Origin of the sequence: Nonomuraea recticatena (genome assembly GCF_039533245.1) — a bacterium.
Lineage (GTDB): Bacteria > Actinomycetota > Actinomycetes > Streptosporangiales > Streptosporangiaceae > Nonomuraea > Nonomuraea roseola.
In genome coordinates, this window is record NZ_BAAATE010000002.1 from 609912 (window position 1) to 634000 (window position 24089).

26 protein-coding genes are annotated in these 24089 nt (G+C 71.4%); 15 read left to right on the forward strand and 11 right to left on the reverse strand.

Going from position 1 to position 24089, the window contains the following annotated elements; translation table 11 throughout:
- The first annotated feature begins 37 nt into the window (after positions 1 to 37).
- Both ABFX50_RS06140 and ABFX50_RS06145 read left to right on the forward strand, forming a co-directional pair.
- On the forward strand, positions 38 to 691 hold the full coding sequence (locus ABFX50_RS06140; protein ID WP_346143994.1) for a GNAT family N-acetyltransferase: 654 nt from the start codon (positions 38 to 40) through the stop codon (positions 689 to 691).
- Positions 691 to 1623, forward strand: a complete 933-nt coding sequence (locus ABFX50_RS06145; protein WP_346143996.1) for a PaaX family transcriptional regulator C-terminal domain-containing protein — start codon at positions 691 to 693, stop codon at positions 1621 to 1623. The genes ABFX50_RS06140 and ABFX50_RS06145 overlap by 1 nt, the downstream gene beginning before the upstream one ends.
- On the opposite strand, the gene leuA is transcribed toward ABFX50_RS06145, so the two are convergent.
- The gene (leuA, locus tag ABFX50_RS06150) at positions 1616 to 3280 is read right to left on the reverse strand and encodes a 2-isopropylmalate synthase (RefSeq protein ID WP_346143998.1); all 1665 of its coding nucleotides are present in this window, start codon (positions 3278 to 3280) and stop codon (positions 1616 to 1618) included. The two genes, ABFX50_RS06145 and leuA, sit on opposite strands and share 8 nt — an antisense overlap.
- A 51-nt stretch (positions 3281 to 3331) precedes the next feature.
- Between leuA and ABFX50_RS06155 the strand changes: the two genes are divergently transcribed.
- Together ABFX50_RS06155 and ABFX50_RS06160 are read left to right on the forward strand one after the other, a co-directional pair.
- Positions 3332 to 4045 carry a FadR/GntR family transcriptional regulator gene (locus tag ABFX50_RS06155; RefSeq protein ID WP_346144000.1) on the forward strand — a complete coding sequence of 238 codons (714 nt, stop codon included), beginning with the start codon at positions 3332 to 3334 and terminating at the stop codon, positions 4043 to 4045.
- A complete protein-coding gene (locus ABFX50_RS06160; protein ID WP_346144002.1) occupies positions 4035 to 4655 on the forward strand; it encodes a pentapeptide repeat-containing protein in 621 nt (206 codons plus the stop codon). The genes ABFX50_RS06155 and ABFX50_RS06160 overlap by 11 nt, the downstream gene beginning before the upstream one ends.
- On the opposite strand, the gene ABFX50_RS06165 is transcribed toward ABFX50_RS06160, so the two are convergent.
- Complete coding sequence (locus tag ABFX50_RS06165) at positions 4645 to 5211, reverse strand: helix-turn-helix domain-containing protein (RefSeq protein WP_346144004.1); 567 nt, start codon at positions 5209 to 5211, stop codon at positions 4645 to 4647. The genes ABFX50_RS06160 and ABFX50_RS06165 overlap by 11 nt on opposite strands.
- Positions 5212 to 5291: 80 nt before the next feature.
- On the opposite strand from ABFX50_RS06165, the gene ABFX50_RS06170 reads away from it, so the two are divergent.
- Positions 5292 to 6203 carry an alpha/beta fold hydrolase gene (locus ABFX50_RS06170; RefSeq protein ID WP_346144006.1) on the forward strand — a complete coding sequence of 304 codons (912 nt, stop codon included), beginning with the start codon at positions 5292 to 5294 and terminating at the stop codon, positions 6201 to 6203.
- Positions 6204 to 6515: 312 nt separating this feature from the next.
- Positions 6516 to 7451: an RNA polymerase sigma factor SigJ gene (sigJ, locus tag ABFX50_RS06175; RefSeq protein WP_346144008.1), complete on the forward strand. Its 936-nt coding sequence runs from the start codon at positions 6516 to 6518 to the stop codon at positions 7449 to 7451.
- 42 nt (positions 7452 to 7493) lie between these two features.
- Here sigJ and ABFX50_RS06180 read toward each other — a convergent pair whose 3' ends face one another.
- The 4 genes from ABFX50_RS06180 to ABFX50_RS06195 form a co-directional block, all read right to left on the reverse strand.
- A complete protein-coding gene (locus ABFX50_RS06180; protein WP_346144090.1) occupies positions 7494 to 8378 on the reverse strand; it encodes an aminoglycoside phosphotransferase family protein in 885 nt (294 codons plus the stop codon).
- A gap of 122 nt (positions 8379 to 8500) precedes the next feature.
- A complete protein-coding gene (locus ABFX50_RS06185; protein WP_346144010.1) occupies positions 8501 to 9481 on the reverse strand; it encodes an acyl-CoA desaturase in 981 nt (326 codons plus the stop codon).
- 119 nt (positions 9482 to 9600) lie between these two features.
- Positions 9601 to 10659, reverse strand: coding sequence for an SWIM zinc finger family protein (locus ABFX50_RS06190; RefSeq protein WP_346144012.1), 1059 nt, complete (start codon positions 10657 to 10659; stop codon positions 9601 to 9603).
- Entirely contained in the window at positions 10656 to 13238 is a 2583-nt protein-coding gene (locus ABFX50_RS06195) for a DEAD/DEAH box helicase (RefSeq protein WP_346144013.1), read from the reverse strand. Before ABFX50_RS06195 ends, ABFX50_RS06190 begins: the two co-directional genes overlap by 4 nt.
- A 101-nt stretch (positions 13239 to 13339) precedes the next feature.
- Here ABFX50_RS06195 and ABFX50_RS06200 point away from each other — a divergent pair, with 101 nt between their 5' ends.
- The 7 genes from ABFX50_RS06200 to ABFX50_RS06230 all read left to right on the forward strand — a co-directional run bounded on the left by ABFX50_RS06200 (position 13340) and on the right by ABFX50_RS06230 (position 19357).
- Positions 13340 to 13975 (forward strand): DedA family protein, encoded by a 636-nt coding sequence (locus ABFX50_RS06200; RefSeq protein WP_221240997.1) that lies wholly within the window; start codon positions 13340 to 13342, stop codon positions 13973 to 13975.
- Positions 13959 to 15011: a sensor histidine kinase gene (locus tag ABFX50_RS06205; RefSeq protein WP_346144016.1), complete on the forward strand. Its 1053-nt coding sequence runs from the start codon at positions 13959 to 13961 to the stop codon at positions 15009 to 15011. The genes ABFX50_RS06200 and ABFX50_RS06205 overlap by 17 nt, the downstream gene beginning before the upstream one ends.
- The gene (locus tag ABFX50_RS06210) at positions 15002 to 15643 is read left to right on the forward strand and encodes a response regulator (RefSeq protein ID WP_346144018.1); all 642 of its coding nucleotides are present in this window, start codon (positions 15002 to 15004) and stop codon (positions 15641 to 15643) included. The genes ABFX50_RS06205 and ABFX50_RS06210 overlap by 10 nt, the downstream gene beginning before the upstream one ends.
- Before the next feature lie 60 nt (positions 15644 to 15703).
- Complete coding sequence (locus tag ABFX50_RS06215) at positions 15704 to 16738, forward strand: winged helix DNA-binding domain-containing protein (RefSeq protein WP_346144020.1); 1035 nt, start codon at positions 15704 to 15706, stop codon at positions 16736 to 16738.
- 396 nt (positions 16739 to 17134) lie between these two features.
- Positions 17135 to 17539: an SRPBCC family protein gene (locus ABFX50_RS06220; protein ID WP_346144022.1), complete on the forward strand. Its 405-nt coding sequence runs from the start codon at positions 17135 to 17137 to the stop codon at positions 17537 to 17539.
- A 384-nt stretch (positions 17540 to 17923) separates the two neighbouring features.
- Positions 17924 to 19132 (forward strand): cytochrome P450, encoded by a 1209-nt coding sequence (locus tag ABFX50_RS06225; RefSeq protein WP_346144024.1) that lies wholly within the window; start codon positions 17924 to 17926, stop codon positions 19130 to 19132.
- A gap of 3 nt (positions 19133 to 19135) precedes the next feature.
- Positions 19136 to 19357 carry a ferredoxin gene (locus tag ABFX50_RS06230; protein WP_183645317.1) on the forward strand — a complete coding sequence of 74 codons (222 nt, stop codon included), beginning with the start codon at positions 19136 to 19138 and terminating at the stop codon, positions 19355 to 19357.
- A 53-nt stretch (positions 19358 to 19410) separates the two neighbouring features.
- Here ABFX50_RS06230 and ABFX50_RS06235 read toward each other — a convergent pair whose 3' ends face one another.
- Positions 19411 to 19605, reverse strand: coding sequence for a hypothetical protein (locus ABFX50_RS06235; RefSeq protein ID WP_346144026.1), 195 nt, complete (start codon positions 19603 to 19605; stop codon positions 19411 to 19413).
- Positions 19606 to 19676: 71 nt separating this feature from the next.
- On the opposite strand from ABFX50_RS06235, the gene ABFX50_RS06240 reads away from it, so the two are divergent.
- Positions 19677 to 20345 carry a response regulator gene (locus ABFX50_RS06240; protein WP_346144028.1) on the forward strand — a complete coding sequence of 223 codons (669 nt, stop codon included), beginning with the start codon at positions 19677 to 19679 and terminating at the stop codon, positions 20343 to 20345.
- A gap of 168 nt (positions 20346 to 20513) precedes the next feature.
- Here ABFX50_RS06240 and ABFX50_RS06245 read toward each other — a convergent pair whose 3' ends face one another.
- Both ABFX50_RS06245 and ABFX50_RS06250 read right to left on the reverse strand, forming a co-directional pair.
- Positions 20514 to 20810, reverse strand: a complete 297-nt coding sequence (locus tag ABFX50_RS06245; RefSeq protein ID WP_346144030.1) for a hypothetical protein — start codon at positions 20808 to 20810, stop codon at positions 20514 to 20516.
- 138 nt (positions 20811 to 20948) lie between these two features.
- Positions 20949 to 21185: a hypothetical protein gene (locus tag ABFX50_RS06250; protein WP_346144032.1), complete on the reverse strand. Its 237-nt coding sequence runs from the start codon at positions 21183 to 21185 to the stop codon at positions 20949 to 20951.
- Between the two features lie 191 nt (positions 21186 to 21376).
- On the opposite strand from ABFX50_RS06250, the gene ABFX50_RS06255 reads away from it, so the two are divergent.
- Complete coding sequence (locus ABFX50_RS06255) at positions 21377 to 21763, forward strand: hypothetical protein (RefSeq protein WP_346144034.1); 387 nt, start codon at positions 21377 to 21379, stop codon at positions 21761 to 21763.
- 67 nt (positions 21764 to 21830) lie between these two features.
- Here the strand turns inward: ABFX50_RS06255 and ABFX50_RS06260 are convergent, their stop codons facing one another.
- Together ABFX50_RS06260 and argG are read right to left on the reverse strand one after the other, a co-directional pair.
- Positions 21831 to 22355: a MerR family transcriptional regulator gene (locus ABFX50_RS06260; protein WP_346144036.1), complete on the reverse strand. Its 525-nt coding sequence runs from the start codon at positions 22353 to 22355 to the stop codon at positions 21831 to 21833.
- 277 nt (positions 22356 to 22632) lie between these two features.
- Complete coding sequence (gene argG / locus ABFX50_RS06265; protein ID WP_183645308.1) at positions 22633 to 24075, reverse strand: argininosuccinate synthase; 1443 nt, start codon at positions 24073 to 24075, stop codon at positions 22633 to 22635.
- Positions 24076 to 24089: the final 14 nt, after the last annotated feature.

Genomic DNA, 24089 nt, shown 5'->3' on the forward strand with positions numbered 1-24089 from the left:
GGGCGGGCGTCCGGCCCGCCGCTCAGGAGGAGCGCCGATGGACACGACCAAGCCGGGAGCCAGGCCGGACTATCCGGATGACCCGCAGGTGCTCAGGGGCCTGCCCGAGGGCAGTGAGGCGAGGGTGGCCGCGCTGTACTGGCAGGCGTTCGGACGGAAGCTCGGCGCCGCCCTGAACCCGCCGGACAAGGCCCGCGCCTTCCTCGCGGCCCACCTCCACCACGACCGGGGTGTGGCCGCCGTCGTCGACGGCGAGGTGGCAGGGGTGGCCGGCTACCAGCTCGGCGGGCGCGGACTGACGGGCGGCGGCGCGGGCGATGTCCTGTCCGCCTACGGAACCCTGCGCGGACTGCCGCGCCTGGCCCTGCTCACCCTGATGGAACGGCGCCCCGCCGACGGCGAGCTCGTGATGGACGGCATCGCCGTCGCCCCCGAGCACCGGGGCAAAGGCATCGGCAGCCTCCTGCTGCGCGAGATCGCGGCCGTGGCCGCCGAGCACTCCTGCCGGCGCATCCGCCTCGACGTCATCGACGTCAACCCGCGCGCCCGCGCCCTGTACGAACGGCACGGCTTCATCGCCGTGCACACCGAGAAGACCCCGTACCTACGCCACCTGATGGGCTTCGGCGCCGTCACCACCATGCACCGGCCCGTCACGCCGGCCGTCTCGACCAAGCGCGGGGAGGTTTGATGGGCGTCCTCCCGGACACCCCGATGGGCACGGGGGCCGACGCGGGCAGCGCCGCCCCTGTGCCCGTCCCCACCCGGCTGCTGGTGCACGCCCTGGTCCGCGAGGACGGCACCGTCGACGCCGGTGAGCTCTACACCGTCGCCGGCCTTCTCGGCATGAGCGACCAGCAGGTCCGCCTGTGCGTCAAGCGGCTTGTCGCCGAGGGCCGCTTCAGCCACGAAGGCCGCGGGCGCAAGGCCCTCTTGAGGACGGTCGCCGACGCCACCGGCTCGCTCACCCCCAACCTCGCCTACGTCCGCCACGCCTACCGCCAGGACCACGGACTCGCCCCCTGGGACGGTGTCTGGCACCTGTTCGCCTTCGCCATCCCCGAGTCGAGCAGGACCTCCCGCGACGCCCTGCGCGACACCTTGCGCCATCTCGGCGCCGCCCCCGTCCAAAGCGGCCTCTACGTCAGCGCGAACGGCATCGAAGAACTCGTCGAAGCCCAGGCCCGCCACCTCGGCGTCGCCCACGCGCTCACCTGCCTCACCACCACCGACCTGCGCATCGGGGGCCACGAGGACCCGCCCACCCTGGCCGCCGCCCTCTGGCCTTTGGACGACATCGCCGCCCGCCACGACCGCCTCGCCGACTTCGCCCGGGCCTGCCTCGACCGGCTCGCGCAGCAGGACACCCTCACCGGGTCCGAGCAGCTGACCATGGCCGTCCAGCTCGCTGCGGCCTTCACCCACGCCATGGAACCAGACCCGCTCCTGCCCCCCGAGCTCCTCCCGCAGCCCTGGCCCGGCGCCCACGCCCGCCGGCTCACGGCCGCCTGCTGGACCGCGCTCACCGAGGCCGACACTCACGCCACGACAGGGACCCCTGTCCCGCGCCTGTTCGTCCAGTACGAGGACCTCCTCGCGTCGATCCCCGACGGCCTCACCTGACACACGGCGCCGTGGCCTGGCCTCCTCGCCGCGCCCTGGTGACGGCGGACAGGACCGCCCGCACCGAGGCGGTCAGCACCGTGCCGTCCTGACCTGCGCCCCACCAGGTCGTGCCCGCCACCCTGCACTCGGCATAGGCGATCGCGGGGCTGTCGGGCCCCGCGGCCGTCGCGTGCTCGGAGAAGTGCACGATGTCCACGTCGATCCCCGCCCCGCGCAGGGCGTCGACGAGGGCGGACAGCGGGCCGTCGCCGGTCCCCTCGCCCAGCTCGCAGGTGAAGCGGTGCTCGCCAGGCGCCACCTCGGCCGTGCTCCACGCCATCGAGGGAGTCTCGAGGTAGGTCGCCTGGAACAGCCGCCACAGGTCCTGCGGCGTGGCCTCGTGGCCGCTGCCGTCGGTGGCGGCCTGCACGACGGCGGCGAAGTCGGCGCGCAGCCGTACGGGCAGGTCGAGGCCGTAGTGGGTGTGCAGCAGGTGCGCGATGCCGCCCTTGCCCGACTGGCTGTTGACCCTGATAACCGCCTCGTAGCTGCGGCCGACGTCGGCCGGATCGATCGGCAGGTACGGCACCCGCCACGGCTCGTCGGGCTTCTGGTGGGCCAGGCCCTTGCTGATGGCGTCCTGGTGGGTGCCGGAGAAGGCGGTGTAGACCAGCTCACCGCCGTAGGGATGGCGCGGGTGCACCGGCAGCCTGTTGCACGCCTCCACGGTCTCGCGGACGGCGTCGATGTCGGAGAAGTCCAGCATCGGATCCACGCCCTGGGCGTAGAGGTTCATGGCCAGGGTGACCAGGTCGACGTTGCCGGTGCGCTCGCCGTTGCCGAACAGGCAGCCCTCCACCCGCTGCGCCCCCGCGAGTACGGCCAGCTCCGCGCAGGCCACGCCGGTGCCCCTGTCGTTGTGCGGGTGGACCGACAGGATGACCGACTCGCGCCTGGCCAGGTGCCTGTGCATGTACTCGATCTGGTCGGCGTAGACGTTGGGGGTGGCGATCTCGACGGTGGCGGGCAGGTTGTGGATCACCGGACGGTCCGGGGAGGCGTCCCACAGCTCGGTGAGGCCGTCGCAGACCTCCAGGACGAAGTCGGGCTCGGTGAGGTTGAACACCTCGGGCGAGAACTGGAAGCGGGTGGCGGCCGTGCCCAGCCTGGCCATGTGCTCGGCCGCGTCCGTGATCAGCGCGCGGACCTCCGGCCTGGTACGGCCCAGCACCACCTCCCGCCACACCGGCGCGGTCGCGGTGTACAGGTGCACGACCGTGCGCGGCAGCCCCTCGATGGAGGCGAAGGTCCGCTCGATCAGGTCGCGGCGGGCGGCGGTGAAGACGACCAGCGTCACGTCGTCGGGCACGGCGTCGCTCTCGGCCAGGTGCCTGACGAAGTCGAAGTCGGTCTGGCTGGCCGAGGGGTAGCCGACCTCGATCTCCTTGAAGCCCATCCTGACCAGCAGGTCGAACAGGCGGCGCTTGCGCGGGGTGTCCATGGGCTCGGCCAGCGCCTGGTTGCCGTCGCGGAGGTCCACCGACACCCAGAGCGGGGCCCGTCCGAGCCGCCTTCCCGGCCAGGCCCGCTCGGTGAGCGGCACCTCGACGCGCTGGTCAAAGGACTGGTAACGGTGGTAGGACATGGGGCTCGGGCGCTGGGGATTCCAGGTCATGTGCGGTAGATTAAGCACACCTCAGCTCCTCAGACAACCTGAGAGGTTTCGATGCTCCGTCCCAGTCCGCTCGTCGACCAGGCCGCCCAGCACCTCCGCGAGGAGATAGCCGCGGGGCGCTACCCGGTCGGCACGAAGCTGCCCGGAGAGACGACGCTGGCCCAGACGCTCGGCGTGGGAAGGTCGACCGTCCGAGAGGCGCTGCGCGCGCTGGCGGGGGCGGGGCTGCTGCAGGCCCGCCAGGGCGCCGGGGTGTTCGTCATCGCGACCGAGGCGGCCGAGGAGTGGTCCGCGCGGCTGCGGCGGGCGGCCGTGGCGGACGTGTACGAGGTCAGGATGCTGGTCGAGGTGCAGGCCGCCAGGCTGGCCGCCGAGCGCAGGAGGCCCGCCGACCTCGAGGCGTTGAAGGCGGCTCTCGCGGACAGGCGCGCCGCCTCCGCGGGCGACGACGCCGCCTTCGTCGACGCCGACATCGCGCTGCACGCGGCGGTGGTGGCCGCGGCGCGCAACCCGGTGCTCACCGACCTGTTCGCCGAGTTCGTGCCCGCGCTGCGACAGGGGTTGATCGACCTGGTCGACCTGCTCAAGCTGCGCGCCGGCGACCCCAACCACGGCGACGCCTCACACGCGGGGCTGGTCACCGCGATCGAGAAGTTCGACAGGGAGGCGGCCAGCCGCATCGTGCAGGAGGAGCTGGCCACGACGCTCAGGGCGCTGCAGAAACTGTCGCCGCCGCCCTCTAGGCTCTCCGCCCATGATGGCTGACCGCAAGCACGGCGCACCCGCGCCGCCGACCGACACCACCGTTCGCTCCGCCGACTGGGACAGTAAGGACCTGTCGGGCGAGCAGCACCGGCGGGTCGCCTTCGTCGACGTGGATCTCACCGAGGCGGTCAGCAGGGGCGCGGAGTTCTTCGAGTGCACGTTCCGCAACTGCCGCTTCAACGCCTCCACGCACGAGGAGAGCGGCTTCATCAACTGCACCTTCACCAGGACGTCGTTCTTCGACGCGACCTTCAGCAGGTGCAAGTTCGTGGGCAGCATGTTCGACGGCTCGACCTACGACCTGATGAAGGTCTCGGGCGGCGACTGGTCGTTCGTGGGGCTGCCCGGCGCCGACCTGCGCAACGCCACGTTCGCCGACGTGCGCATGCGGGAGGCCGACCTGGCGGGCGCCCGCTTCGCCGGGGCGAAGCTCAGGGGCGTCGACCTGTCGGGCGCGTGGCTGAGCAAGGCCGATCTCAGCCGGTGCGACCTGCGGGGCAGTGACCTCACCTCGCTCGACCCCGTCACCTGCGAGATCGCCGGCGCGATCATCGACCCGGTCCAGGCCATCACCATCGCCGCCAACCTGGGCCTCAGCGTCAGGGAGTGACTGCTGGCCCCTGCTCTGCCCGCGCCGCCGGCTCCTCGAGCGGGAAGAGGATCGGGCTGAGCAGGTACTGCGCGCGCTCGGGCGTGGGTTCGTTGGCCATGCGGGCCACGATCGTCCGGCGCAGCTCGCTGATCATGTCGGCGAGCTCCTCCCTGCTGAGCCAGAGCGCGTGCTGGCGGTAGCCGACCGACTCGGCGATCGAGCCGTCGTGCTCCCTGTCGAGGAAGACGTTGAACTCGGCGATGAGAGCGGCCATCGCGGTGGCGAACACGCGGCGGTGGTCCTCCAGCGACGCCGACGCGGCGGTCTCCGCGTCGATCAGCGCCAGCTCCCCGCGCAGCCGGTACCTGCGCTCGACGGCGCCGCGCACCCGCTGCTCGCCGTCGATCTCGAGCACGCCTCCCTCGGCGAGCAGGCCGACCTGGCGGTAGACGGTGGCCTTGGAGATATCGGGCATCCGCGCGCACAACTGAGAGGTCGTGAGCGTCCGCCCGCCTGACATGGCGTGCACGACGCGCAGCCGTACCGGATGCGTCAGCAGTTCCCACGTGTCCACCGCGTCATCATCTCACACTGCAACCTTTCGCAAGCTGATACTGTTCTCATGCTGAGAATGATCGAGTGGAAGGAACAGCCATGTCAGAGCAGTCATTCGGAGGGCCACCCGTGGGGCGGCTGTACGACGTGGAAGGCCGGCGTCTGCTGCTGCACCGCTCCGGCGAGGGGGCTCCGAGCGTGGTGTTCCTGCCGGGGGCGGGCCTGATCGGCCTTGACTTCCTGAACGTCCAGGCGCGGGCCGCCGAGTTCGCCACGAGCGTGCTCTACGACCGCGCGGGGACGGGCTGGAGCGACCGGGTCGAGCTGCCCCGCAGGGCGGAGGAGGTCGCCGACGAGCTGCGCCGCCTCCTGCGCGCCGCCGAGGTGCCAGGCCCCTACCTGCTGGTCGGCCACTCACTGGGCGCCTTCTACGCGCGCCGCTACGCGCAGCTGTTCCCCGCCGAGGTGGCCGGCCTGCTCCTGGTGGACCCCGGCCACGAGGACATCCTGACCTTCATGCCGGAGCAGCTGGTCGAGCTGAGCGAACAGATGAAGCTGAACGAGGCCGACATGCCTGACCTGACCGCCGAGCAGATCGAGGCCGCCCGCGGGCAGTACGCGCAGATCTACGCGCAGTGGCCCGACGCTGCGCGCGAACCGCTGATCGATCACCACCTCGCGTCGTGGCGGACGAGTCTGCGCGAGACGGAGAACTTCGAGACCGAGATCTACGACGAGCTCAGGCACGGGGGAGGGCTGCCCGACGTCCCGCTGATCGTGCTCACCGCCGGAGGCGACAACCCGTACTGGGCGCAGTTCATGTCCCCCAAGGCCATGCGCCAGGGGCTCGAGGGCGTGCGCGCCATGCACGCGGCGATGGCGGCGGCCGTTCCACGGGGGGAGCAGCGCGTGCTTGAAGATGCCGCGCACCAGCACCTTCACGTGGAACAGCCTGACGCCGTCATCGAGGCCGTCCGCGACCTGCTCGACAGGGCGGCGCCGCGCCGGTAGACGGGGCCTGTCAGGCCAGGGCGTACATGCGGATGGCGACGACGTCACCGGCCGCCTCGCGGGCGAGACCGACGAAGACGCTTTCGGCGAGCCACCTGTGCGCCTGTGCGTCGGTGCGGAAGGTGGGCGAGGCACATCACATCCGCGCCCGCCTCTCGCGATTTGATCGGCACGAGAGGCCACGGCCGGCCGTGATCGGCGCAGCACCCGCGGCCCCTCGGGAAATGTGAGGCGACGCCTCGACCTCACAATCCGAGGGGCTGCCTCGTCGATCTGGTGAGGGCAGACGCGACAAGGAAGGCCGGCCACACCATGACCACCCCATCCGGGCCAGGAGACGGCAGGCTCGATCCTGGCCTGAGCGCGATCATGAGCGAGCGGCGTCAGCTGATCAATCTCGCCTACCGGCTCCTCGGCTCCCTGGCCGACGCCGAGGACGTCGTCCAGGAGACCTACGCCCGCTGGTACGCCATGTCCCGGCAGCAGCAGGAGGCCATCGAATCGCCCGGCGCCTGGCTGACGAGGGTCGCCAGTCGCATCTGCCTCGACCTGCTCGGCTCGGCACGGGCCCGGCGCGAGAGCTACGTGGGCGAATGGATCCCGGAGCCGCTGCCCGACCGAACGGAGTGGATCAACGCTCTGCCGGGCGGCACCACGGCCGACCCGGCCGACCGGGTGACCCTCGACGAGTCGATCAACATGGCCTTCCTCGTCGTGCTCGATTCGATGACCCCGGCCGAGCGCGTCGCGTTCATCCTGCACGACGTCTTCCGCTACTCCTTCACCGAGGTGGCCGAGATCGTCGGCCGCACGCCTGCGGCCTGTCGCCAGCTCGCCTCCTCAGCCCGCCGTCGCATCCGCGCGTCGCAGGCTCCCACGACCCCCGCGGCCCAGCGCGCCGACCTCGTCAGAGCCTTCAAGCAGGCATGGGAGGCCAAGGACATCGGCGCGCTCATCGGCCTCCTCGCCCCCGACGCCACGGGGATCGCCGACGGCGGCGGTCTCGTCAGCGCCGTGCTGCAGCCGATCGCGGGTGGCGAGCAGATCGCGCGCGTCTTCGTCGAGATCGCCACCAGGGCGCCCGGCCTGACGATCCTGGAGCGTACGGTCAACGGTCAGCCCGGCTTGGTGGCGCAGTTGGACGGCGTCACCGTGGTGGTGCTGGCGATCGACGTCGCAGGCGACCGGATCAAGCACATCTGGGCAGTAAGGAACCCCGAGAAGCTCCGGCCCTGGACGACGGCCTGACGCACACCGACCGTTCCTCGACCGGATGGGACGGCTCGACGCTCAGTCCGCCAGGATGCGGTCCAGGGTGCGTCGGCCCATCCGGCTCATGCCGGGGTTGCTTTCGACGTAGTACCAGACCACACCCATCGCCTGCTCGAAGGCCCACGCCTTGCCGCGCTCCCATTCGAGGTCGTCGCAGCCGAGCTCCTCGCGCAGCACCTGCCGCGGCCCCGCCTCCAGCAGATGCCAGGCGCTCACGAGATCCAGAGCGGGGTCAGCCGGTCCGAGGCCGCCGACGTCGAGGATCCCGGCCACCCGCCCGGCGGACACGAGCACGTTGCCGGGGATCAGATCACTGTGGCTCATCACGTCGACGGCGTCGCGCGGCAGACTCCGCATGAAGGCCCACATGCGGCGAAGCCGGGGGACGTCCAGGAGCGCCTCGCTGTGCCTGAAGCAGGTCTCCATCCACCCGTCGTGGGATGCCAGGTCGCCTCCCCGGCCTGTTCCTGCGAACGTGCGGCCGCGCGTGTCGATGGCGCGCAGGTCGGTGATGAGGCCGGCCAGGTCGTGGGCGAACGCGACCGACTCCCCGGGGTCCTCGTCGGTGGCCACGGCACCGGGCAGCCACGTCTGCACCGACCAGGCGAGCGGGTAGCCCGCCCCCGGCTCGCCGAGCGCGACCGGCTCGGGCGTGCGAAAGCGCGTGCGGCCCACCAGCTCACGGGCTGCCCGCGCCTCCGACTCCAGCTGGCGGCGCGTCGACTCGACGTCCCCTGGCTGGAGAGGGAACCGAGCCGCGAACAGGTCGCCGATGCGGAAGATGGCGTTGACCGTCCCCTGGCCGGTGACGCTCCTGACAGGCAGGCGCCGCCACTGCGGGAACTGCTCGTCCACGAGCGTGCGCACTATCTCGATCGACACCGTCAGCTGGTCGGCGTGCATTTTCACACGGGGGAGCGTCCCGCGTCCCGATCTTGATCTGCAACCCGTTTTCCGCACGGGGAGGTCCGAACCCGGACAGACGCCGGCTCCGGGCCCCCGAGGCAGGGGTGGGCGCGAAATCCCTAGGCGGCGCGATCGGCCCCGCGTCTGCTCTCCCTCTGCCAGTGCACGTCGGCGGCCCAGCGCAGGCGCTCGAACAGGCGGATGAGGGCTGCCGACGGGTCGATCTGGTTGCGGCCGAGACCGTGGCGGGCGCAGCTGGGCTGGCTGTGGTGGCCGTTGTGCCAGCTCTCGCCGAACGACAGCAGGGCCAGCGGCCACAGGTTGGTCGAGCGGTCGTGGCGACGGGTGGCGTGCGGCCGGTCGCCGATCATGTGGCAGAGCGAGTTGACGCTCCACGTCACGTGCTGGAGCAGGGCGACCCTGACCAGCCCTGCCCACAGGAAGGCGGTCAGCCCGCCGTACAGGGTGCCGCTGATCGCCCATCCCGCCACGAACGGCAGCGCCAGCGAGATCGCGCACAGCGCGGGGAAGGCGCGCGCGACGCGCACCATGGCAGGGTCGTCGAGCAGGTCGGGCGCGTAGCGTTCGGCGGGCGTCGGGTCGGCGCTGAACATCCAGCCCAGGTGGGCGTGGGCCAGCCCGCGCAGCTGCCCACGCAGGTGGGTGCCGTAGCGGTAGGGAGAGTGCGGGTCGCCGGGTCGGTCGGTGAAGGCGTGGTGGCGGCGGTGCACGGCCACCCAGTCGACGACGTTGCCCTGGAAGCCCATCGAGCCCGCGACGGCCAGCGTGACGCGCAGCCACGGACGGGCGATGAAGGAGCGGTGGGTGAGCAGCCGGTGGAAGCCGACGGTGACGCCGAGCCCCGTCACGACGTAGAGCACCGCGAACAGCACCACGTCGGTGAGGGAGATCCCGCTGCCCCACGCCAGCCAGACACCTGCGGCCAGGGCGAGGAAGGGGGCGACCACGATCGCGGTGGTCAGGGAGATCTGCAGGGGGCCGGCCTCGGCCGGCGCGTCCTGCTCGGGGAAGGGTGCGCTTCCGTCATAGCCCTGGGAGGAAGGCGTCGCTCGCGTCGCGAGAGAAGGAGAATCGGTCATTGTCGCCTGTCCAGGCCCGCTCAGGGGCCGATGCAGTGAATCGCCGTGGGCGACGCCGACCTGAATGCCAACGCGCGAAGAGACCTCGGTGTCTTCGAGTCTACCTCCGCGAAAGCAGCTCAGTCGGCTCCTGTGGCGACGGCCAGCGCGGCGGCGGGGTCGGACTCGGCTGGTCCCGCAGGGTGCCAGTCGCCGTCCGCGGCCACGAAGGGATACCAGCGGCCGTCCTTGCCGTAACGGAGCTGGACCTCGCCGAGAGTCCACCGGTTGCGCGCGGCCTCGAAGCCCGGCAGCTGCCAGGCGGCGCGGGCGACGGCCTGCTTGGGCGGGGTCCAGGCGGTGGTCAGCGTGTCGAGGGCGTTCGCACCGCCGTACCGCCAGGACTGGACGGCGGCGGGCAGCCCGATGTCGAGGTCGTGGACGGCGGCGAGCCGCACCCTGTCGTGGAACTCGGTGAGCACGGCGGCGGCGCCGGAGGTCAGCAGCTCGCGGGCGCGCAGCGCGGCGTCGGCGGCCAGCACCCGCATCGCGGCGGGATCGACGCCTGGCGCCGGCTCCACCTCCAGCGGCTCGGCGGCGGGAAGCTCCGCCGACGACAGGCGGGGCAGCGGCGGCACCCCGTGGGCGTAGGCCTCCTCGACCGGCGTGCCGGAGGGGGCGGCGGCCTGCTGGAGCGCCGCGAGCAGGTCGTCCTTGTCCATTCCGCGCATGAGCATGAGCAGGAACGGGTCGCGGTCGAGCAGCCAGGAGGCCTGGTAGCACAGGGCCGCGGCGTGCTTGCAGGGGTGACCCCAGTCGGGGCATTCGCAGTCGGGCTCGAGGTCGCCCACTCCGGGCAGCAGCTCGACCAGGTCGTACGGCATGTCGCCGTCGAGCAGCGCGGCCAGGTGGCCCGCCTTGGCGGCGACCTGCTCGAGGAAGCGGTCCCAGTCGGGCAGCGGGCTGATGTGCACCACCGCTGAGTACTCGGCCGAGGCCACCGCGGCGATGCGGCCCTCGCTGACCGTGATGGGGCCCAGCTGGCCTGTCTTGGCGAAGGCGCGGCCCTTGGCGAGCAGCGTGTGGTCGAGGGAGGTGTCCTCCAGCGCCTTGAGCCAGGCCCTGCCCCACCACGAGGTGGCGAAGCGGGCGCCGGCGCGCTGCGGAGGGAAGGCGGGGAAGCCCTTGGCGGCGGTCATCGCAGCTCCACGAGGTTGAGCAGGTCCGCGTCGGTGAGTTCGGTGAAGTTGTTGGAGAGCACAGCCTCGGCGAGCGACCGTTTGGTCTCGAGCATCGCGGCGATGCGGTCCTCGACCGTGCCCTCGGCGATCAGCCTGTGCACCTGGACGGGTTTGGTCTGGCCGATGCGGTAGGCGCGGTCGGTGGCCTGGTCCTCGACGGCGGGGTTCCACCACCGGTCGAAGTGGATCACGTGGTCGGCGCGGGTCAGGTTGAGGCCGGTTCCGGCCGCCTTGAGCGAGAGCAGGAAGACCGGGCTCTCGCCGTCCTGGAAGCGCCTGACCATCTCCTCCCGCCTGGGGACGGGGGTGCCGCCGTGCAGGAACTGGGTGGTCACGCCCCTGGCGGCCAGGTGCCGCTCCAGCAGGCGGGCCATCGTGACGTACTGGGTGAAGACCAGCACGGCGCCGTCCTCGGCGAGGATGGTGTCGAGCAGCTCGTCCAGCAGCTCGAGCTTGCCCGAGCGGCCCTCCAGCGCCGGGTCCTTCTCGTGCAGGAACTGGGCGGGATGGTTGCAGATCTGCTTGAGCCCGGTGAGCAGCTTCACGATCAGGCCGCGCCTGGCCATGCCGTCCGCGTCGGAGATCGCCGACATCAGCTCGCGCACCGTGGCCTCGTACAGCACGGTCTGCTCCCTGGTGAGGGAGACGGGCCTGTCGGTCTCGGTCTTGGGCGGCAGCTCGGGCGCGATGCCGGGGTCGGACTTCTTGCGGCGTAGCAGGAAGGGCGCGATGAGGCGGCCGAGCTTGTCGGGCTGCGGCTCCCACCTGGCGCGGAAGCGCGCCAGCGAGCCCAGCAGGCCGGGGGTGGTCCAGTCGAGGATCGCCCACAACTCCGACAGCGTGTTCTCGACGGGGGTGCCGGTCAGGGCGACGCGGGCGGCCGAGGGGATCTCACGCAGCGCCTTGGCGGTGCCCGAGCGGTGGTTCTTGACGTGCTGGGCCTCGTCGGCGACCACCAGGTCCCAGGGGTGCTCGGCCAGCTTGGCCGCGTCGACGCGCATGGTGCCGTAGGTGGTGAGCACGAATCCACTCTCGGGCAGGGTGCGCTGGGCGCCGTGGTAGCGCCGTACGGGCACGCCCGGTGCGAACCTGGCGATCTCCCTCTCCCAGTTGCCCAGCAGCGAGGCCGGGCAGACGACGAGCGTGGGGCCGCCGCCGCGATGCAGGTGGAGGGCGATGAGCGTGATCGTCTTGCCGAGCCCCATGTCGTCGGCCAGGCACCCGCCGAGCCCGAGCGCGGTCATCTGGGCCAGCCAGCGCAGCCCCGCCAGCTGGTAGTCGCGCAGCGTGGCGGCCAGGGCGGGCGGCTGCTCCACCGGTTCGGCCAGCAGCCTGCCGCGCAGCTCGTCGAGGACGGGGCCGGGGGAGACCTCGATCTCCTCCTCCTCGACCAGCGCCGTGCCCGTGAGGGCGGCGCCGATGGCCTCGATGCCGGTCAGCGGCTTCATCTCGCGGTTGGCGGCCTTGCGGGCCATCGCGGGGTCGATCAGCACCCACTGGTCGCGCAGCCGTACGACGGGGCGGTGCGCCTCGGCCAGCCGGTCCATCTCGGCGGCGGTCAGCGGGTCGTCGCCGAGCGACAGGTGCCAGTTGAAGCTGAACAGCCCGCTGGACTCTCCGTCGATCATCGCTCGCGCGCTCACGCCGCGCACCAGCTCGCGTGGCCAGTGCACGTCGATCCCCGCGGCCGCGCCCGACAACAGGGCGGAGACCTCCTCGTCGGTCAGCTCCAGCTCGTCGGGCACCTCGGCGTCGAGCAGCCGTTCGAGCGGCGGCCATCGCCTGACCGCCCTGCGCAGCTCGACGAGGGCCTCGACCTTCGCCCTCGCGCCGAGACCGGGGTCGCGGCCCTCCCACAGGTCGGCGGCGTCGACGACCAGCGTGGGGTCGGAGAGGCTGTGCAGCTGGACGACCGCGCGGAACCTCTCGTGGCCGTCGCCGTCGCTCTCCACGCGCAGCGACAGCCGTACGCCGGGGTCGGCGGCCCACTCGCGCAGCTGGGGCGCCTTCACCGGCTTGGCGGCGGAGAAGGCGGGCACGCCGACGGCCCGCAGCGCGCCGGGGGAGCGTGGCATCCCGTCGGCGACGGCGTCGAGGAAGGCGCGCACCAGCCCCTCGGCGTCAGGCAGCAGCAGGACCCCTTCGAGGGGGATGGCCCTGGCGGCGGCGGGCATGGCGTCGGCCAGCTCCTTCACCTTGGCCACGTCGGCGGCGTCGAGCGGGCCCGCCCGCCAGGCGGCGTAGTCGCCCGAGGTGACGCCGGGCCTGATGCGGCCCCTGGCGACCAGCTGGAGCGCCAGCAGCGCCACCGTGCCCCAGAATCGGGTGGCAGGATGGGCGCTGTCGTCGGCGCGAGCCCTGCTGAGCTGCGCGATCGCCTCGTTGACGGGAACGCGGGTGACGCGCGCCTCGCGCAGCCCCTCGGGCTCGGCTATGGTCACACGCTCGCCGCCTTCGGGGTCGAGGAAGGCCATGGTGCCGGTCCTGGGCGGGTCGCCCGGTTCGAAGATGGCCGCGTGCCGAAGGAGTTCCCGCATAGCCGTACAGCGTACCGTACGCTGTAGCTGTGGTTTACCACACCCAGAATTCGGCAGGTGACCGCATTCGCACATCGTGTGATCGCTCGTAGGCTCAGGGCATGACATCTAACGACGGGATCGCCGGGTGGGCCACCGGCCTGATGGAGACCCTTGGCGCGCCTGGCGCGGGGCTGGCCATCGCGCTCGAGAATCTCTTCCCGCCGCTACCGAGCGAAGTGATCCTCCCTCTGGCCGGATTCACCGCGGGCCAGGGCCGCATGGGGCTGGTCGAGGCCCTGGTGTGGACCACCGCGGGCTCGGTCGTCGGAGCGCTCGCCCTCTACCTGGTCGGGGCCCTGCTGGGCAGGGACAGGGTGGTGGCCATCGCGCGACGGCTGCCGCTGATCAAAATCTCCGACATCGAGAAGACCGAGGCCTTCTTCGCCAAGCACGGCGTGAAGACCGTGTTCTTCGGCCGGATGATCCCCATCTTCCGCAGCATGATCTCGATCCCCGCAGGGGTGGAGCGCATGCCGATCTGGGTGTTCCTTCTCTTCACCACGCTCGGCAGCGCGATCTGGAACACCATCTTTGTCATGGCGGGCTACTACCTCGGCGAGAACTGGCAGCTCGTCGAGGGCTACGTCGGCATCGGCACCAACGTGGTGATCGGCATCGTGGTGCTCGCGATCCTCGTCTTCGTCGGCGTACGGCTGACCGAGCGGCGCAAGGGCAGGCATGCGGGTCGTTCTTAGCGTCACCATGGGAGCGCTGAGCGCCCTGGCCGAACTGGTCGCGCTCCCTTTCCTGGCCCATCCACGCCTGGCGGAGCACGCCTCGCGGGTGGCGCGGCTGGAGACCCGGCGGCTGGGCGTGCGGGTGGGCGACTTCTCCCGGGGCCAGGCGCTGCGCTATCTGGCGCTGCGGGTGCCGGTGGGCGTGCTGGGCGGCCTGGTGGTCGCCCTCCTTGTCATCGGTGCGGGCGCGGCGCTGCTCATCGCGTGGCGGTGGGCTCACGGAGAGTCCTTCGACGGCATGTACATGACCCCTCCCATCCTGGCCTACATGACAGTCGTGGGCGTCGTGCTGCTGTTCATGGACCTGACCGGCATCGTGGGCGTGCAGGCGCTCGAGCGCCGCCTGGCCCTGCGCACGCTCGGCCCGCACTCCACCGAGGCGCTCGAACGCAGGATCGCCGAGCTCGCGGAGACCCGCGCGGGCGTGCTCGCCGCCGTCGACGCCGAACGCCGCCGCATCGAGCGCGACCTGCACGACGGGCTCCAGCAGCGCCTCGTGGCGCTGGCCATGGTGATCGGCAGAGCGAAACGAGGCCGCGTCGAGCTGCTCGACCAGGCGCACGAGGAGGCCCAGCAGGCCCTCGCCGAGCTGCGCGAGGTCGCGTGGCGGGCCTACCCGAGCGGCCTGGACAGCCTCGGCCTCGGCGAGGCGCTGGCCGCCGTCGCCGAGCGCTCCGCCGTACCGGTGAAGGTGAGCTGCGAGCTGCCGTCGCGGCCGCCCCGAGAGGTGGAGACGGCCGCGTACTTCCTGGTCTGCGAGGCGGTGACGAACGCGGCCAAGCACGCAGAGGCGGGCCTGATCACCGTGGAGGTCGCCGTCGATGGGACGATGGTCGTCGTGAGCGTGCGAGACGACGGCAGGGGCGGGGCCGACCCCTCGGGAGGCGGCCTGTCCGGCCTGGCCCGCAGGGTCGCCGCGCTCGACGGCGTGTTCGCGGTGTCGAGCCCCTCAGGGGGGCCGACCGTGGTGAGAGCGGAGCTGCCGTGCGGGTGATCCTTGCCGAAGACTCGACGCTGCTGCGCGAGGGCCTGGTCAGACTGCTGGCCGAGGAGGGCCACGAGGTGCTCGCCGCCGTCGGCGACGGCACGGCGCTGGTCGAGGCGGTGGAGGCCGAGCAGCCCGACATCGTGGTGGTGGACGTGCGGATGCCGCCCACCCACACCGACGAGGGGCTGCGCGCCGCCCTGGAGATCAGGCGCCGCTGGCCAGACGTCAGGGTCCTGGTGCTGTCGCAGTACGTCGAGAAGAAATACGCCACCGAGCTGATGTCGGGCGACGTCGACGGCGTCGGCTACCTGCTGAAGGACAGAGTGGCGCAGGTCGGCGACTTCCTCGACGCGCTGGAGCGGGTGGGCGCGGGCGGGGCCGCCTTCGACCCCGAGGTCGTACGGCAGCTGCTGGCCCGCAGCCCGCAGGTCGATCCGCTGGCCAAACTCACGCCGCGCGAACGCGAGGTGCTGGAGCACATGGCGCAGGGTTACACCAACGCCTCCGTCGCCGAGGCGCTGTTCATCTCGCAGAGCGCGGTGGAGAAGCACGTCAACTCGGTCTTCGACAAGCTGGGCCTGTCGCACACGGCCGGCTACAGCCGTCGCGTCCTGGCGGTGCTGCGCTTCCTGTCCTAGAGCTGAGACGGCATGGCCGCCGCCGTCGGGAATGTCGGCGACCCTGTCTAGGGTGGACCCGTGATCAGCCAGCGTGCCCTCAACCGCGCCACTCTCGCCAGGCAGTTGCTCCTGCGCCGCCACGCCATGAGCCCCTTGCGGGCGATCGAGCATCTGGTCGGGCTGCAGGCCCAGGCGCCCTTCGCGCCCTACTTCGGCCTGTGGTCACGCCTGGAGAATTTCGAGCCGAAGGAGCTGGCCGACCTGCTGCTCGGCCGCGAGGTGGTGCGCATCACGCTCATGCGCGGCACCGTCCACCTGGTCAGCGCCGCCGACTGCCTGGCCATCAGGCCGCTCATCCAGCCGATGCTCACCCGCGCGCTGACGGCCAGGAGGCTCGAGGGGCTCGACCACGAGGCCGTGGTCGCCGAGGGCAGGGCGCTGCTCACCGAGCGTCCGCTGTCGGTCAAGGCCATGACGCCGCTGCTGGCCGAGCGCTTCCCCAACGCCGACCCCGCCGCCCCGCCGGTGATCCTGCGCTGGCTGCTGCCGATGGTCCAGGTGCCACCGCGTGCGGTCTGGGGCAAGGCGGGCGATGCCGTCCTCACCCCCGTGGAGGCCTGGCTGGGCCGCGACCTCGACCCCTCGCCCGACCCTCAGGCGCTGCTGACCCGCTACCTCGCCGCCTTCGGCCCCGCCACGATCGCCGACATGCAGGCCTGGTCCGGCCTGACCGGTCTGCGCGCGTCCGTCGCCCGCATGGACCTGGTCGATCTCGGCGGGGGCCTGCTCGACCTGCCCGACGCGCCCCGCCCCGACGAGGACACCCCCGCTCCCGTACGGCTGGTCGCCCCGTTCGACAACCTCGTGCTCAGCCACGCCGACCGCACCAGGGTCATCTCCGACGAGCACCGCAAGCGCGTCATCACCGTCAACGGCCAGGTCCACGGCACCGTCCTGGTCGACGGCTACGTGCGCGGCATCTGGAAGCGCACCGCCGCCACGGTGACGGTCACGCTGTTCGGCCTAGGCCCGCGCGAGGAGATCGAGGCCGAGGCCCTCGCGCTCCTCGCCTTCGCCGCGCCCGGCAGCAAGCCGGTCGTCAGATTCGACTGAAGAAGGCCCTGATGTCGGCGGCCGGCAGGTCGGCTCCTCCATCGCGGCGAAGTGGCCGCCCCTGTCGAACTCGCTCGGCCTGCGCCCGCACGGGCTTGCCGCCCTCCGGCGGGGAAGACCGCGACGCCCGTGGGCGCCTCCAGCCGCCGCGGCGGAGCCCGGCTACGATCTGATCTCGCTCGTACGGCCGCACGTGAGCCCCACGGCGGGCGTCCTCACACCCATCGGCGACCCCTCCTGCCTGCTGGAGGTGGGGCCGACTCGCTTGAGGGGCATGCCCTTCCTGGTCGGCATGCTCGGCGCGGAGTTCAAGGCGCACGAGCCGCCGAAGCTGCCTTCGGCGGCGGCCGGGCCGGCTGGAAGGCTGATCAGAGGCGCGGGCGTAGGCTGGGGATCATGCCGACCCGCCTGGCCGTGGCCGTGGAGACCGACCTTCCTCCGGCGCGGCTGTTCGAGGTGCTGACCGACTGGCCGCGTCATCCCGAGTGGATGTTCCTCACCACGGCGCGCGTCGTGGCGGGCGACGGGCGCGGGGTGGGCAGCGAGCTGGCCGCCTTCACGGGGGTCGGCAGGCTGGGCTTCCTCGACACGATGACCGTCACCCGGTGGGAGCCCCCGACGGTGGTCGCGATGGCCCACACCGGACGGCTGGTGCGTGGCGTCGGGATCTTCAGGATCGGTGGCGGACGGCTCATCTGGGCCGAGGAGCTGTCGCTGCCGCTCGGATCACTGGTACGTCCGGCGGCCAAGCTCTTCATGCGCTGGACGCTGCGCAGACTGGTGCGCGCCGCCGGCGGCTGAGGCCGGACCGGTCGGAGCGGAATTCCGGGGCGCGGGTCCGGCCAGGACGCGGCGGAGGGCGTCGGCGGGGCGTCGGTTGCCCCGCCCGCCACGCGATGAACCCGTCAGGGCGGATCAGGACCGCTCCGTCGGAGGCCACGCCGGGCTCTGCGAGGCCGACTCCTGCTGACGGACGCCCAGTCGCTCGACTGCGCGAGCAGTATTGCGTTCACAGACAGCCCATTGCAATGCGGCGTTGCGTTCATCGACAAGCTCACTGCAATCTTAGCCGCTCTCAACTGGCATGATGCGGAAATTAGGGGTTCAAGGATTGACACGGCTATTTAACGCAACATAGCTTTTGGCGGGAGCGAAACGCGTAATATCGCGACTGAAGGAGCTGACGTGACGGAGCCCCCGTACACTGTGACCGCGCTGCCCACCATGCGCCCTCCGGGCTGCCCGTTCGACCCGCCCGAGGAGTTGGCGCAGCTGCGCGAGCAGCACCCACTCAGCAGGATGGTCTTCCCCGACGGGCACGTCGGCTGGCTGGTGACCAGTCACGCCCTGGTTCGCGCGGTCGTGGCCGACCCCCGCTTCAGCTCGCGGCACGAGCTCATGCACTCGCCGTTCCCTGGGGCCATCTCGGCGGAGAGACCGCCGCCGGCCGCGCCCGGCATGTTCATCGGCGTCGATCCGCCCGAGCACACCCGCTACCGCAAGCTGCTCACGGGGAAGTTCACCGTCCGCAGGATGCGCCGGCTCACCGCCCGCGTCGAGGAGATCACCGCCGAGCACCTGGACGCCATGGAGCGGCAGGGCCCGCCTGTTGACCTGGTGCAGGCCTACGCCCAGCCCGTCCCCGCGCTGCTGATCTGCGAACTGCTCGGCGTCCCCTACGCCGACAGGGAATTCTTCCAGCGTCACGCGCTGGCGCTGAACAACTTCGGCGCCGTCCCCGAGGAGCAGTACGCCGCCTACGTCGCGCTGCAGGAGTACCTGCACGCGCTGGTCCTGGCCAAGCGCGCCGACCCCACCGACGACCTGCTCGGCGATCTCGCGCGCGAGGAGCTCACCGACGAGGAGCTCACCAACATCGGGGTTCTGCTGCTGGGCGCCGGGCTCGACACCACCGCCAACATGCTCGCGCTGGGCACCTTCGCCCTGCTGAGCCACCCCGGTCAGCTCGCCGCCCTGCGCGCCGATCCCGGCCTCGCCGACCAGGCCGTCGAGGAGCTGCTGCGCTATCTGAGCATCACCCACACCGGGGTACGGGCCGCGCTGGAGGATGTCGAGCTGAACGGTCACGTGATCAGAGCGGGGGAGAGCGTCGCACTCTCGGCGCAGGCGGCCAACCGCGACCCTGAGCGCTTCGCCGACCCCGACACCCTCGACCTGCGCCGTCAGACCACCGGACATCTGAGCTTCGGTCACGGCGTCCACCAGTGCCTCGGCCAGCAGCTGGCCCGCGTGGAGATGCGCGTCGCCCTTCCCGCTCTGGTCACCCGTTTCCCGACGCTGCGGCTGGCCATATCCTCAGCAGAGGTGCCGCTGCGCACCAATTCCGACATCTACGGCGTGCACCGGCTCCCGGTCGCGTGGGACAAGGAGTAGCCGATGGAACTCGAAGTGGATCGCGAGCGCTGCATCGGGGCGGGCATGTGCGCGCTGACCGCCCCGGAGGTCTTCGACCAGGACCTCGACGACGGCAGGGTGATGCTGCTGGATTCGTCGCCGCCGCCCGGGCACCAGGCGAAGGCGCGCCGGGCGCTCGACGTGTGCCCGTCGGGAGCGATCACCCTCGTCTCGCGCGCCGGCTCGCCTGCGGACCCTTCATGACCGACGCAGGGAGGAGTCGCATGACCGGCGAGGCCGCCCGGACGCGTCTGGTCCTACACGCAGGTCTTCCTCTCGGGTGAGCAGTGCTTGACCTCGGGGTAGCGCTTCGACGGCTTGTCCAGCAGGGGCTGCGCCTTCTTGTGCAGGTGCAGGTCGAAGAAGGCCCCGGCGTACCGCCGGGTGATCTCCAGCGCGCGGGCCCCTGACAGCCGGGCGCCGTGTTCGAGGCCGAGCTGGTCGGCCAGCACGGCACGCTCGACGCGGGACGGAGAGCGGGCGGCGGCTACCGGCTCGTGGCCAGGCTGCCGTGGACGGGCGCGTGAGCGGGCCCGTGCGTGTGGTCATCGCCGACGACCAGGCGCTGGTGCGTACCGGTTTCCGGATGATCCTCGCCGCCGACGGCATCGAGGTGGTGGCGGAGGCGGCCGACGGAGAGGAGGCGGTCGCCGCCGTCCGGCACGCCAGACCCGACGTCGTGCTCATGGACGTCAGGATGCCGCGGACGGACGGACTCGAAGCCACCCGGCAGATCGTCACTGGCGGCGCGGAGACCCGCGTCCTCATCCTGACCACCTATGACCTCGACCACTACGTGTACGCCGCCCTCACCGCGGGCGCCAGCGGCTTCCTGCTCAAGGACGTCACCCCAGAGCACCTGGTGGCCGCCGTACGGCTGGTGCGCTCGGGCGACGCCCTGCTCGCGCCGACCATCACCCGTCGCCTGATCGAGCGCTTCGCCCCTCGCGAGGAGGAGGAGAGCGCCCCGCATCGTGACCTGGCGGAGCTGACGCCACGGGAGCTGGAGGTGCTGAGCCTGCTCGCCACGGGCCTCAGCAACGCCGAGCTCGCTGACCGGCTGACTCTCAGCCCCACGACGGTGAAGACCCATGTCGCGCGCATCCTGTCCAAACTCGGCCTTCGCGACCGCGTGCAGGCCGTCGTGCTGGCCTACGAGACCGGACTGGTCTCCCCTCGGGGCGCGAGGTGACGGACGCCGGTCTCGCCTTGCCGGCGCGAGCGGCCTGCGCCGGATTCGACCACGCGGTGCGGGTCCTCCCCGCCGTCAGCTGACGCCAAGGCTTCGGCCGGCGGCTCGGCCGGACGAAGAAAGCGCGCCGCGTCCCCGACAAGGACGTGGCGCGCCGCGAAGGATGGCTCAGAAGAGACGGTGACAGCCGGATGCGGTGATCCGGGAAGGGGTGTCGGCCTGGCCTGACCTGCAGATGATGACGCGGGTCAGCTGGAAGGGCGACCAGACGGCGAACGGCCCCTTGATCGCGCCGCGCGCGGGGGCGCCGTCGTTCTCGTGGCAGTAGGTGCCGTCCAGCGTGCCGTCCTCCGCCAGGTTCACGACCATGCAGACGTAGGCAGGGGTCGAGCCCGCGTGGGCAGGCGAGGCCAGGCCGACGAGGGCGAAGAGAGCCAAGCTCAGCGTGGCAACGGTGATCTTCATCGAAGGTTCCTTGTCGAGAGAGTGATCAAGCGCTACAGCCGTAGGGCGCTAAGTCACACAATAGTGTTCGTTCGATCACTCTGAGTAGTCACCATGAGGAGTGCGGGGCAGATCATGGGCCAGGCGCTACGTGGAGCATCACTTGAAGGGCAGGAACCAGCCGTTGTTCAAAGCAATCTCAGGGGACGGCTTGCGGAACTCCTGATCGTCCGCGTCGTGGGCGAGGTGGGACAGAGCCCGCGTCAGGGCGGCGCGGGCGCCGGGGCCCAGGTAGGCGGCCCAGCTCGGCCGCCTCTCCCCGCGCACCCAGCAGTAGCGGGCGAGCGCGTAGCCGAACTCCTGCTGGGTGAGGTAGCCGAGGCGCCGGCTGCTCAAGTCGCTGGACGCTGGTCCTCCCGTTCCCGCGAGATGCGCCCTCCCCGAGGAGGCGCACATGGCAGAGTTCGTGCGCCACGATGGCCGTCAGGACGGTGCGATCGGCGAGCTGCCGCCGATCGATCCCGCCCGGCCCCGGCCTCGGTGTCACCTCGCCGCGTCCTCAGGCCCAGGCCCCGGAAGGCGGCCCGGTGTGGGGCAGTTGGGTGTGGGCGGCCATCCCGCTGCTGAGCTGCGGGTACGACACGCCGTGGGCGTTCGTGTACGCCGCCGTCACGCGGCGCTCGCTCGGACTGGGCCTGTGGGCTCTGGCCTACCTCGGGTTGGGCGCCATCTTCCTGGTGATGCCGTTCACCGACGACGACGGGCTGAACAAGCTGGACATCATCCCGATGCTGGCGTTGATCAGCCTGTGGTTCGGCGGGACCTGCCACGCCGTCCTGGTCAGGGAGCAGGTCTTCGCCCGCGACCCTTCGGTGGAGCGGCCGCGATGGCAGAAGGTGGCGGGCGGAGCCGCCCTCGTGCTCGTCTCGCTGGTGGCCGCCGCCGGCTACGTCTGGCTGGAGCCACCCGCCTAGGGATGCCGTCGGCCGCCTGACCATGGCAGGCGCGACCAGCGAGCGGTGTCCCTCACTCTGCCCGTCGCTACGGCTCGTGCGGCGACGCCGTACGGCCGGTGCCGGGGCCGGAGCCGGACGCCTGGACGTCCGGTCCGGTCGAGCCCCCGTACGTGGCGATCTTGTACTCGACCGCCGAGAGGGAAAGGGTCAGCTCGCGGAGTCGGCGGCGGATGGTGTCGCGCTGTTCGAGCAGCATGTCGAGCCGCTCGGGCTCGGTGTGCTCGCCCGCGTCGACGAGCGAGACGTAGTGCTGCAGGTCGCGCATCGCCATACCGGACAGCCGCATCCTGGTGATGAACACCAGGCGCCGCACCGCTTGGGCGTCGTAGACACGATGGCCGTTGCCGTCGCGGGCCACCTCGACCAGCCCGGCCCGCTCGTAGTAGCGCAGCGTGTGGGGCGAGACGTCGAGGAGCTCGGCGACCTCGGCGATCACCATCGACTCGGGCACGTCGGCCGGCTCGGTGAGGCGGTGGATCGCCTCGACCGACAGCGGACCGTCGTCACCCAGCATGTCGAGCGCCCTGGTCATCAGATCTTCGGTGGCCATGCCTGCCAGCCTAAATCGGCCGGGCCGAGGCCGGCACGCCCTCGAAGCCGGCGCTGCGGGCCATCTCGGCCCACCGCTCGACGGTCATCACGCGGATCCCATCCAAATCTGTGTCGTCATGGCGGCGACGCTATGGCTTCGAGCGCGCTCGAACGCAAGCCGGCGCGGTGGCCGGCGGCGCCACGCCGAGGCGCTCGCGCGTGTGGCGGCGCGCCCGGCCTGGTCGCCGTCATGCCGGGCTCCTGGCCGAATCGATCGGCGGCCGAGCCCGGTGCCGTCAGTCGGTCCCGAACTCCATCGCGGCCTGGTCGAGCAGCTCGTCGTGGTCGGGGTTCTCCCCGCGGGACGCGATCGCCTCAGCCCCGCCTTCGGGCAGCACGCCGACCAGGCTGGTCGTCGGGGCGGCACCGATCAGCGCCGGGTGCGGGGTGCCGACCATGCCGAGTCCTGCGTACAGCTCGAGCTTGGCGCGGGAGTCGGCGATGTCGAGATTGCGCATGGTCAGCTGGCCGATGCGGTCGACCGGCCCGAAGGCGGAATCCTCGGTCCGCTCCATGGACAGCTTGTCCGGGTGGTAGCTGAACGCGGGCCCTGACGTGTTCAGGATGGAGTAGTCCTCGCCGCGCCGCAGGCGGAGGGTCACCTCGCCGGTGACCGCCGTCCCGATCCAGCGTTGCAGCGACTCGCGCAGCATCAGCGCCTGCGGGTCGAGCCAGCGGCCCTCGTACAGGAGCCTGCCCAGCCGCCGTCCCTCGCTGTAGTAGATCGAGAGGGTCTCCTCGTTGTGGATGGCGTTGACCAGCCGCTCGTACGCCACGTGCAGCAACGCCATCCCGGGCGCCTCGTAGACGCCCCGGCTCTTGGCCTCGATGACCCGGTTCTCGATCTGGTCGGACATGCCCATGCCGTGCCGGCCGCCGATGGCGTTGGCCTCGAGCACCAGGTCGACGTCGGAGGCGAACCCCTTGCCGTTGATCGTCACCGGGCGTCCCTGCTCGAAGCCGATCGTGACGTCCTCGGCGGCGATCTGCGTGGCTTCGTCCCAGAACCGCACGCCCATGATCGGCTCGACGGTCTCGATGCCCGCGTCGAGGTGCTCGAGCGCCTTGGCCTCGTGGGTAGCGCCCCAGATGTTCGCGTCGGTGGAGTAGGCCTTCTCCACGCTGTCGCGATAGGGCAGGCCGCGCTCGAGCAGCCACTCCGACATCTCCTTGCGGCCGCCGAGCTCGCTGACGAAGTCCGCGTCCAGCCACGGCTTGTAGATCCGCAGGGACGGGTTGGCCAGCAGGCCGTACCGGTAGAACCGCTCGATGTCGTTGCCCTTGAAGGTGGAGCCGTCACCCCAGACCTGGACGTCGTCCTCGAGCATCGCGCGCACCAGCAAGGTTCCCGTGACGGCCCGCGCCAGCGGCGTGGTGTTGAAGTACACGCGGCCACCGGACCGGATGTGGAACGCCCCGCACGCGAGGGCCGCCAGCCCCTCCTCCACGAGGGCCGCCCGGCAGTCGACCAGCCGGGCGACCTCCGCGCCGTACGCCGTGGCGCGTCCGGGCACCGATGCGACGTCCGGCTCGTCGTACTGGCCGATGTCAGCGGTGTAGGTGCACGGCACGGCACCCTTCTCCCGCATCCACGCGACCGCTACCGAGGTGTCGAGGCCTCCGGAGAAGGCGATTCCGACACGTGTGCCGACAGGCAGGGAGGTGAGCACTTTGGACATGTGCAGAAGTATGC

Coding starts and splice junctions, on each gene's coding strand:
- ABFX50_RS06140 (WP_346143994.1), top strand. CDS start 38: ATGGACACGACCAAGCCGGGAGCCAGGCCGGACTATCCGGATGACCCG.
- ABFX50_RS06145 (WP_346143996.1), top strand. CDS start 691: ATGGGCGTCCTCCCGGACACCCCGATGGGCACGGGGGCCGACGCGGGC.
- leuA (WP_346143998.1), bottom strand. CDS start 3,280: ATGACCTGGAATCCCCAGCGCCCGAGCCCCATGTCCTACCACCGTTAC.
- ABFX50_RS06155 (WP_346144000.1), top strand. CDS start 3,332: ATGCTCCGTCCCAGTCCGCTCGTCGACCAGGCCGCCCAGCACCTCCGC.
- ABFX50_RS06160 (WP_346144002.1), top strand. CDS start 4,035: ATGATGGCTGACCGCAAGCACGGCGCACCCGCGCCGCCGACCGACACC.
- ABFX50_RS06170 (WP_346144006.1), top strand. CDS start 5,292: ATGTCAGAGCAGTCATTCGGAGGGCCACCCGTGGGGCGGCTGTACGAC.
- sigJ (WP_346144008.1), top strand. CDS start 6,516: ATGACCACCCCATCCGGGCCAGGAGACGGCAGGCTCGATCCTGGCCTG.
- ABFX50_RS06180 (WP_346144090.1), bottom strand. CDS start 8,378: ATGCACGCCGACCAGCTGACGGTGTCGATCGAGATAGTGCGCACGCTC.
- ABFX50_RS06185 (WP_346144010.1), bottom strand. CDS start 9,481: ATGACCGATTCTCCTTCTCTCGCGACGCGAGCGACGCCTTCCTCCCAG.
- ABFX50_RS06190 (WP_346144012.1), bottom strand. CDS start 10,659: ATGACCGCCGCCAAGGGCTTCCCCGCCTTCCCTCCGCAGCGCGCCGGC.
- ABFX50_RS06195 (WP_346144013.1), bottom strand. CDS start 13,238: ATGCGGGAACTCCTTCGGCACGCGGCCATCTTCGAACCGGGCGACCCG.
- ABFX50_RS06200 (WP_221240997.1), top strand. CDS start 13,340: ATGACATCTAACGACGGGATCGCCGGGTGGGCCACCGGCCTGATGGAG.
- ABFX50_RS06205 (WP_346144016.1), top strand. CDS start 13,959: ATGCGGGTCGTTCTTAGCGTCACCATGGGAGCGCTGAGCGCCCTGGCC.
- ABFX50_RS06220 (WP_346144022.1), top strand. CDS start 17,135: ATGCCGACCCGCCTGGCCGTGGCCGTGGAGACCGACCTTCCTCCGGCG.
- ABFX50_RS06230 (WP_183645317.1), top strand. CDS start 19,136: ATGGAACTCGAAGTGGATCGCGAGCGCTGCATCGGGGCGGGCATGTGC.
- ABFX50_RS06245 (WP_346144030.1), bottom strand. CDS start 20,810: ATGAAGATCACCGTTGCCACGCTGAGCTTGGCTCTCTTCGCCCTCGTC.
- ABFX50_RS06260 (WP_346144036.1), bottom strand. CDS start 22,355: ATGGCCACCGAAGATCTGATGACCAGGGCGCTCGACATGCTGGGTGAC.
- argG (WP_183645308.1), bottom strand. CDS start 24,075: ATGTCCAAAGTGCTCACCTCCCTGCCTGTCGGCACACGTGTCGGAATC.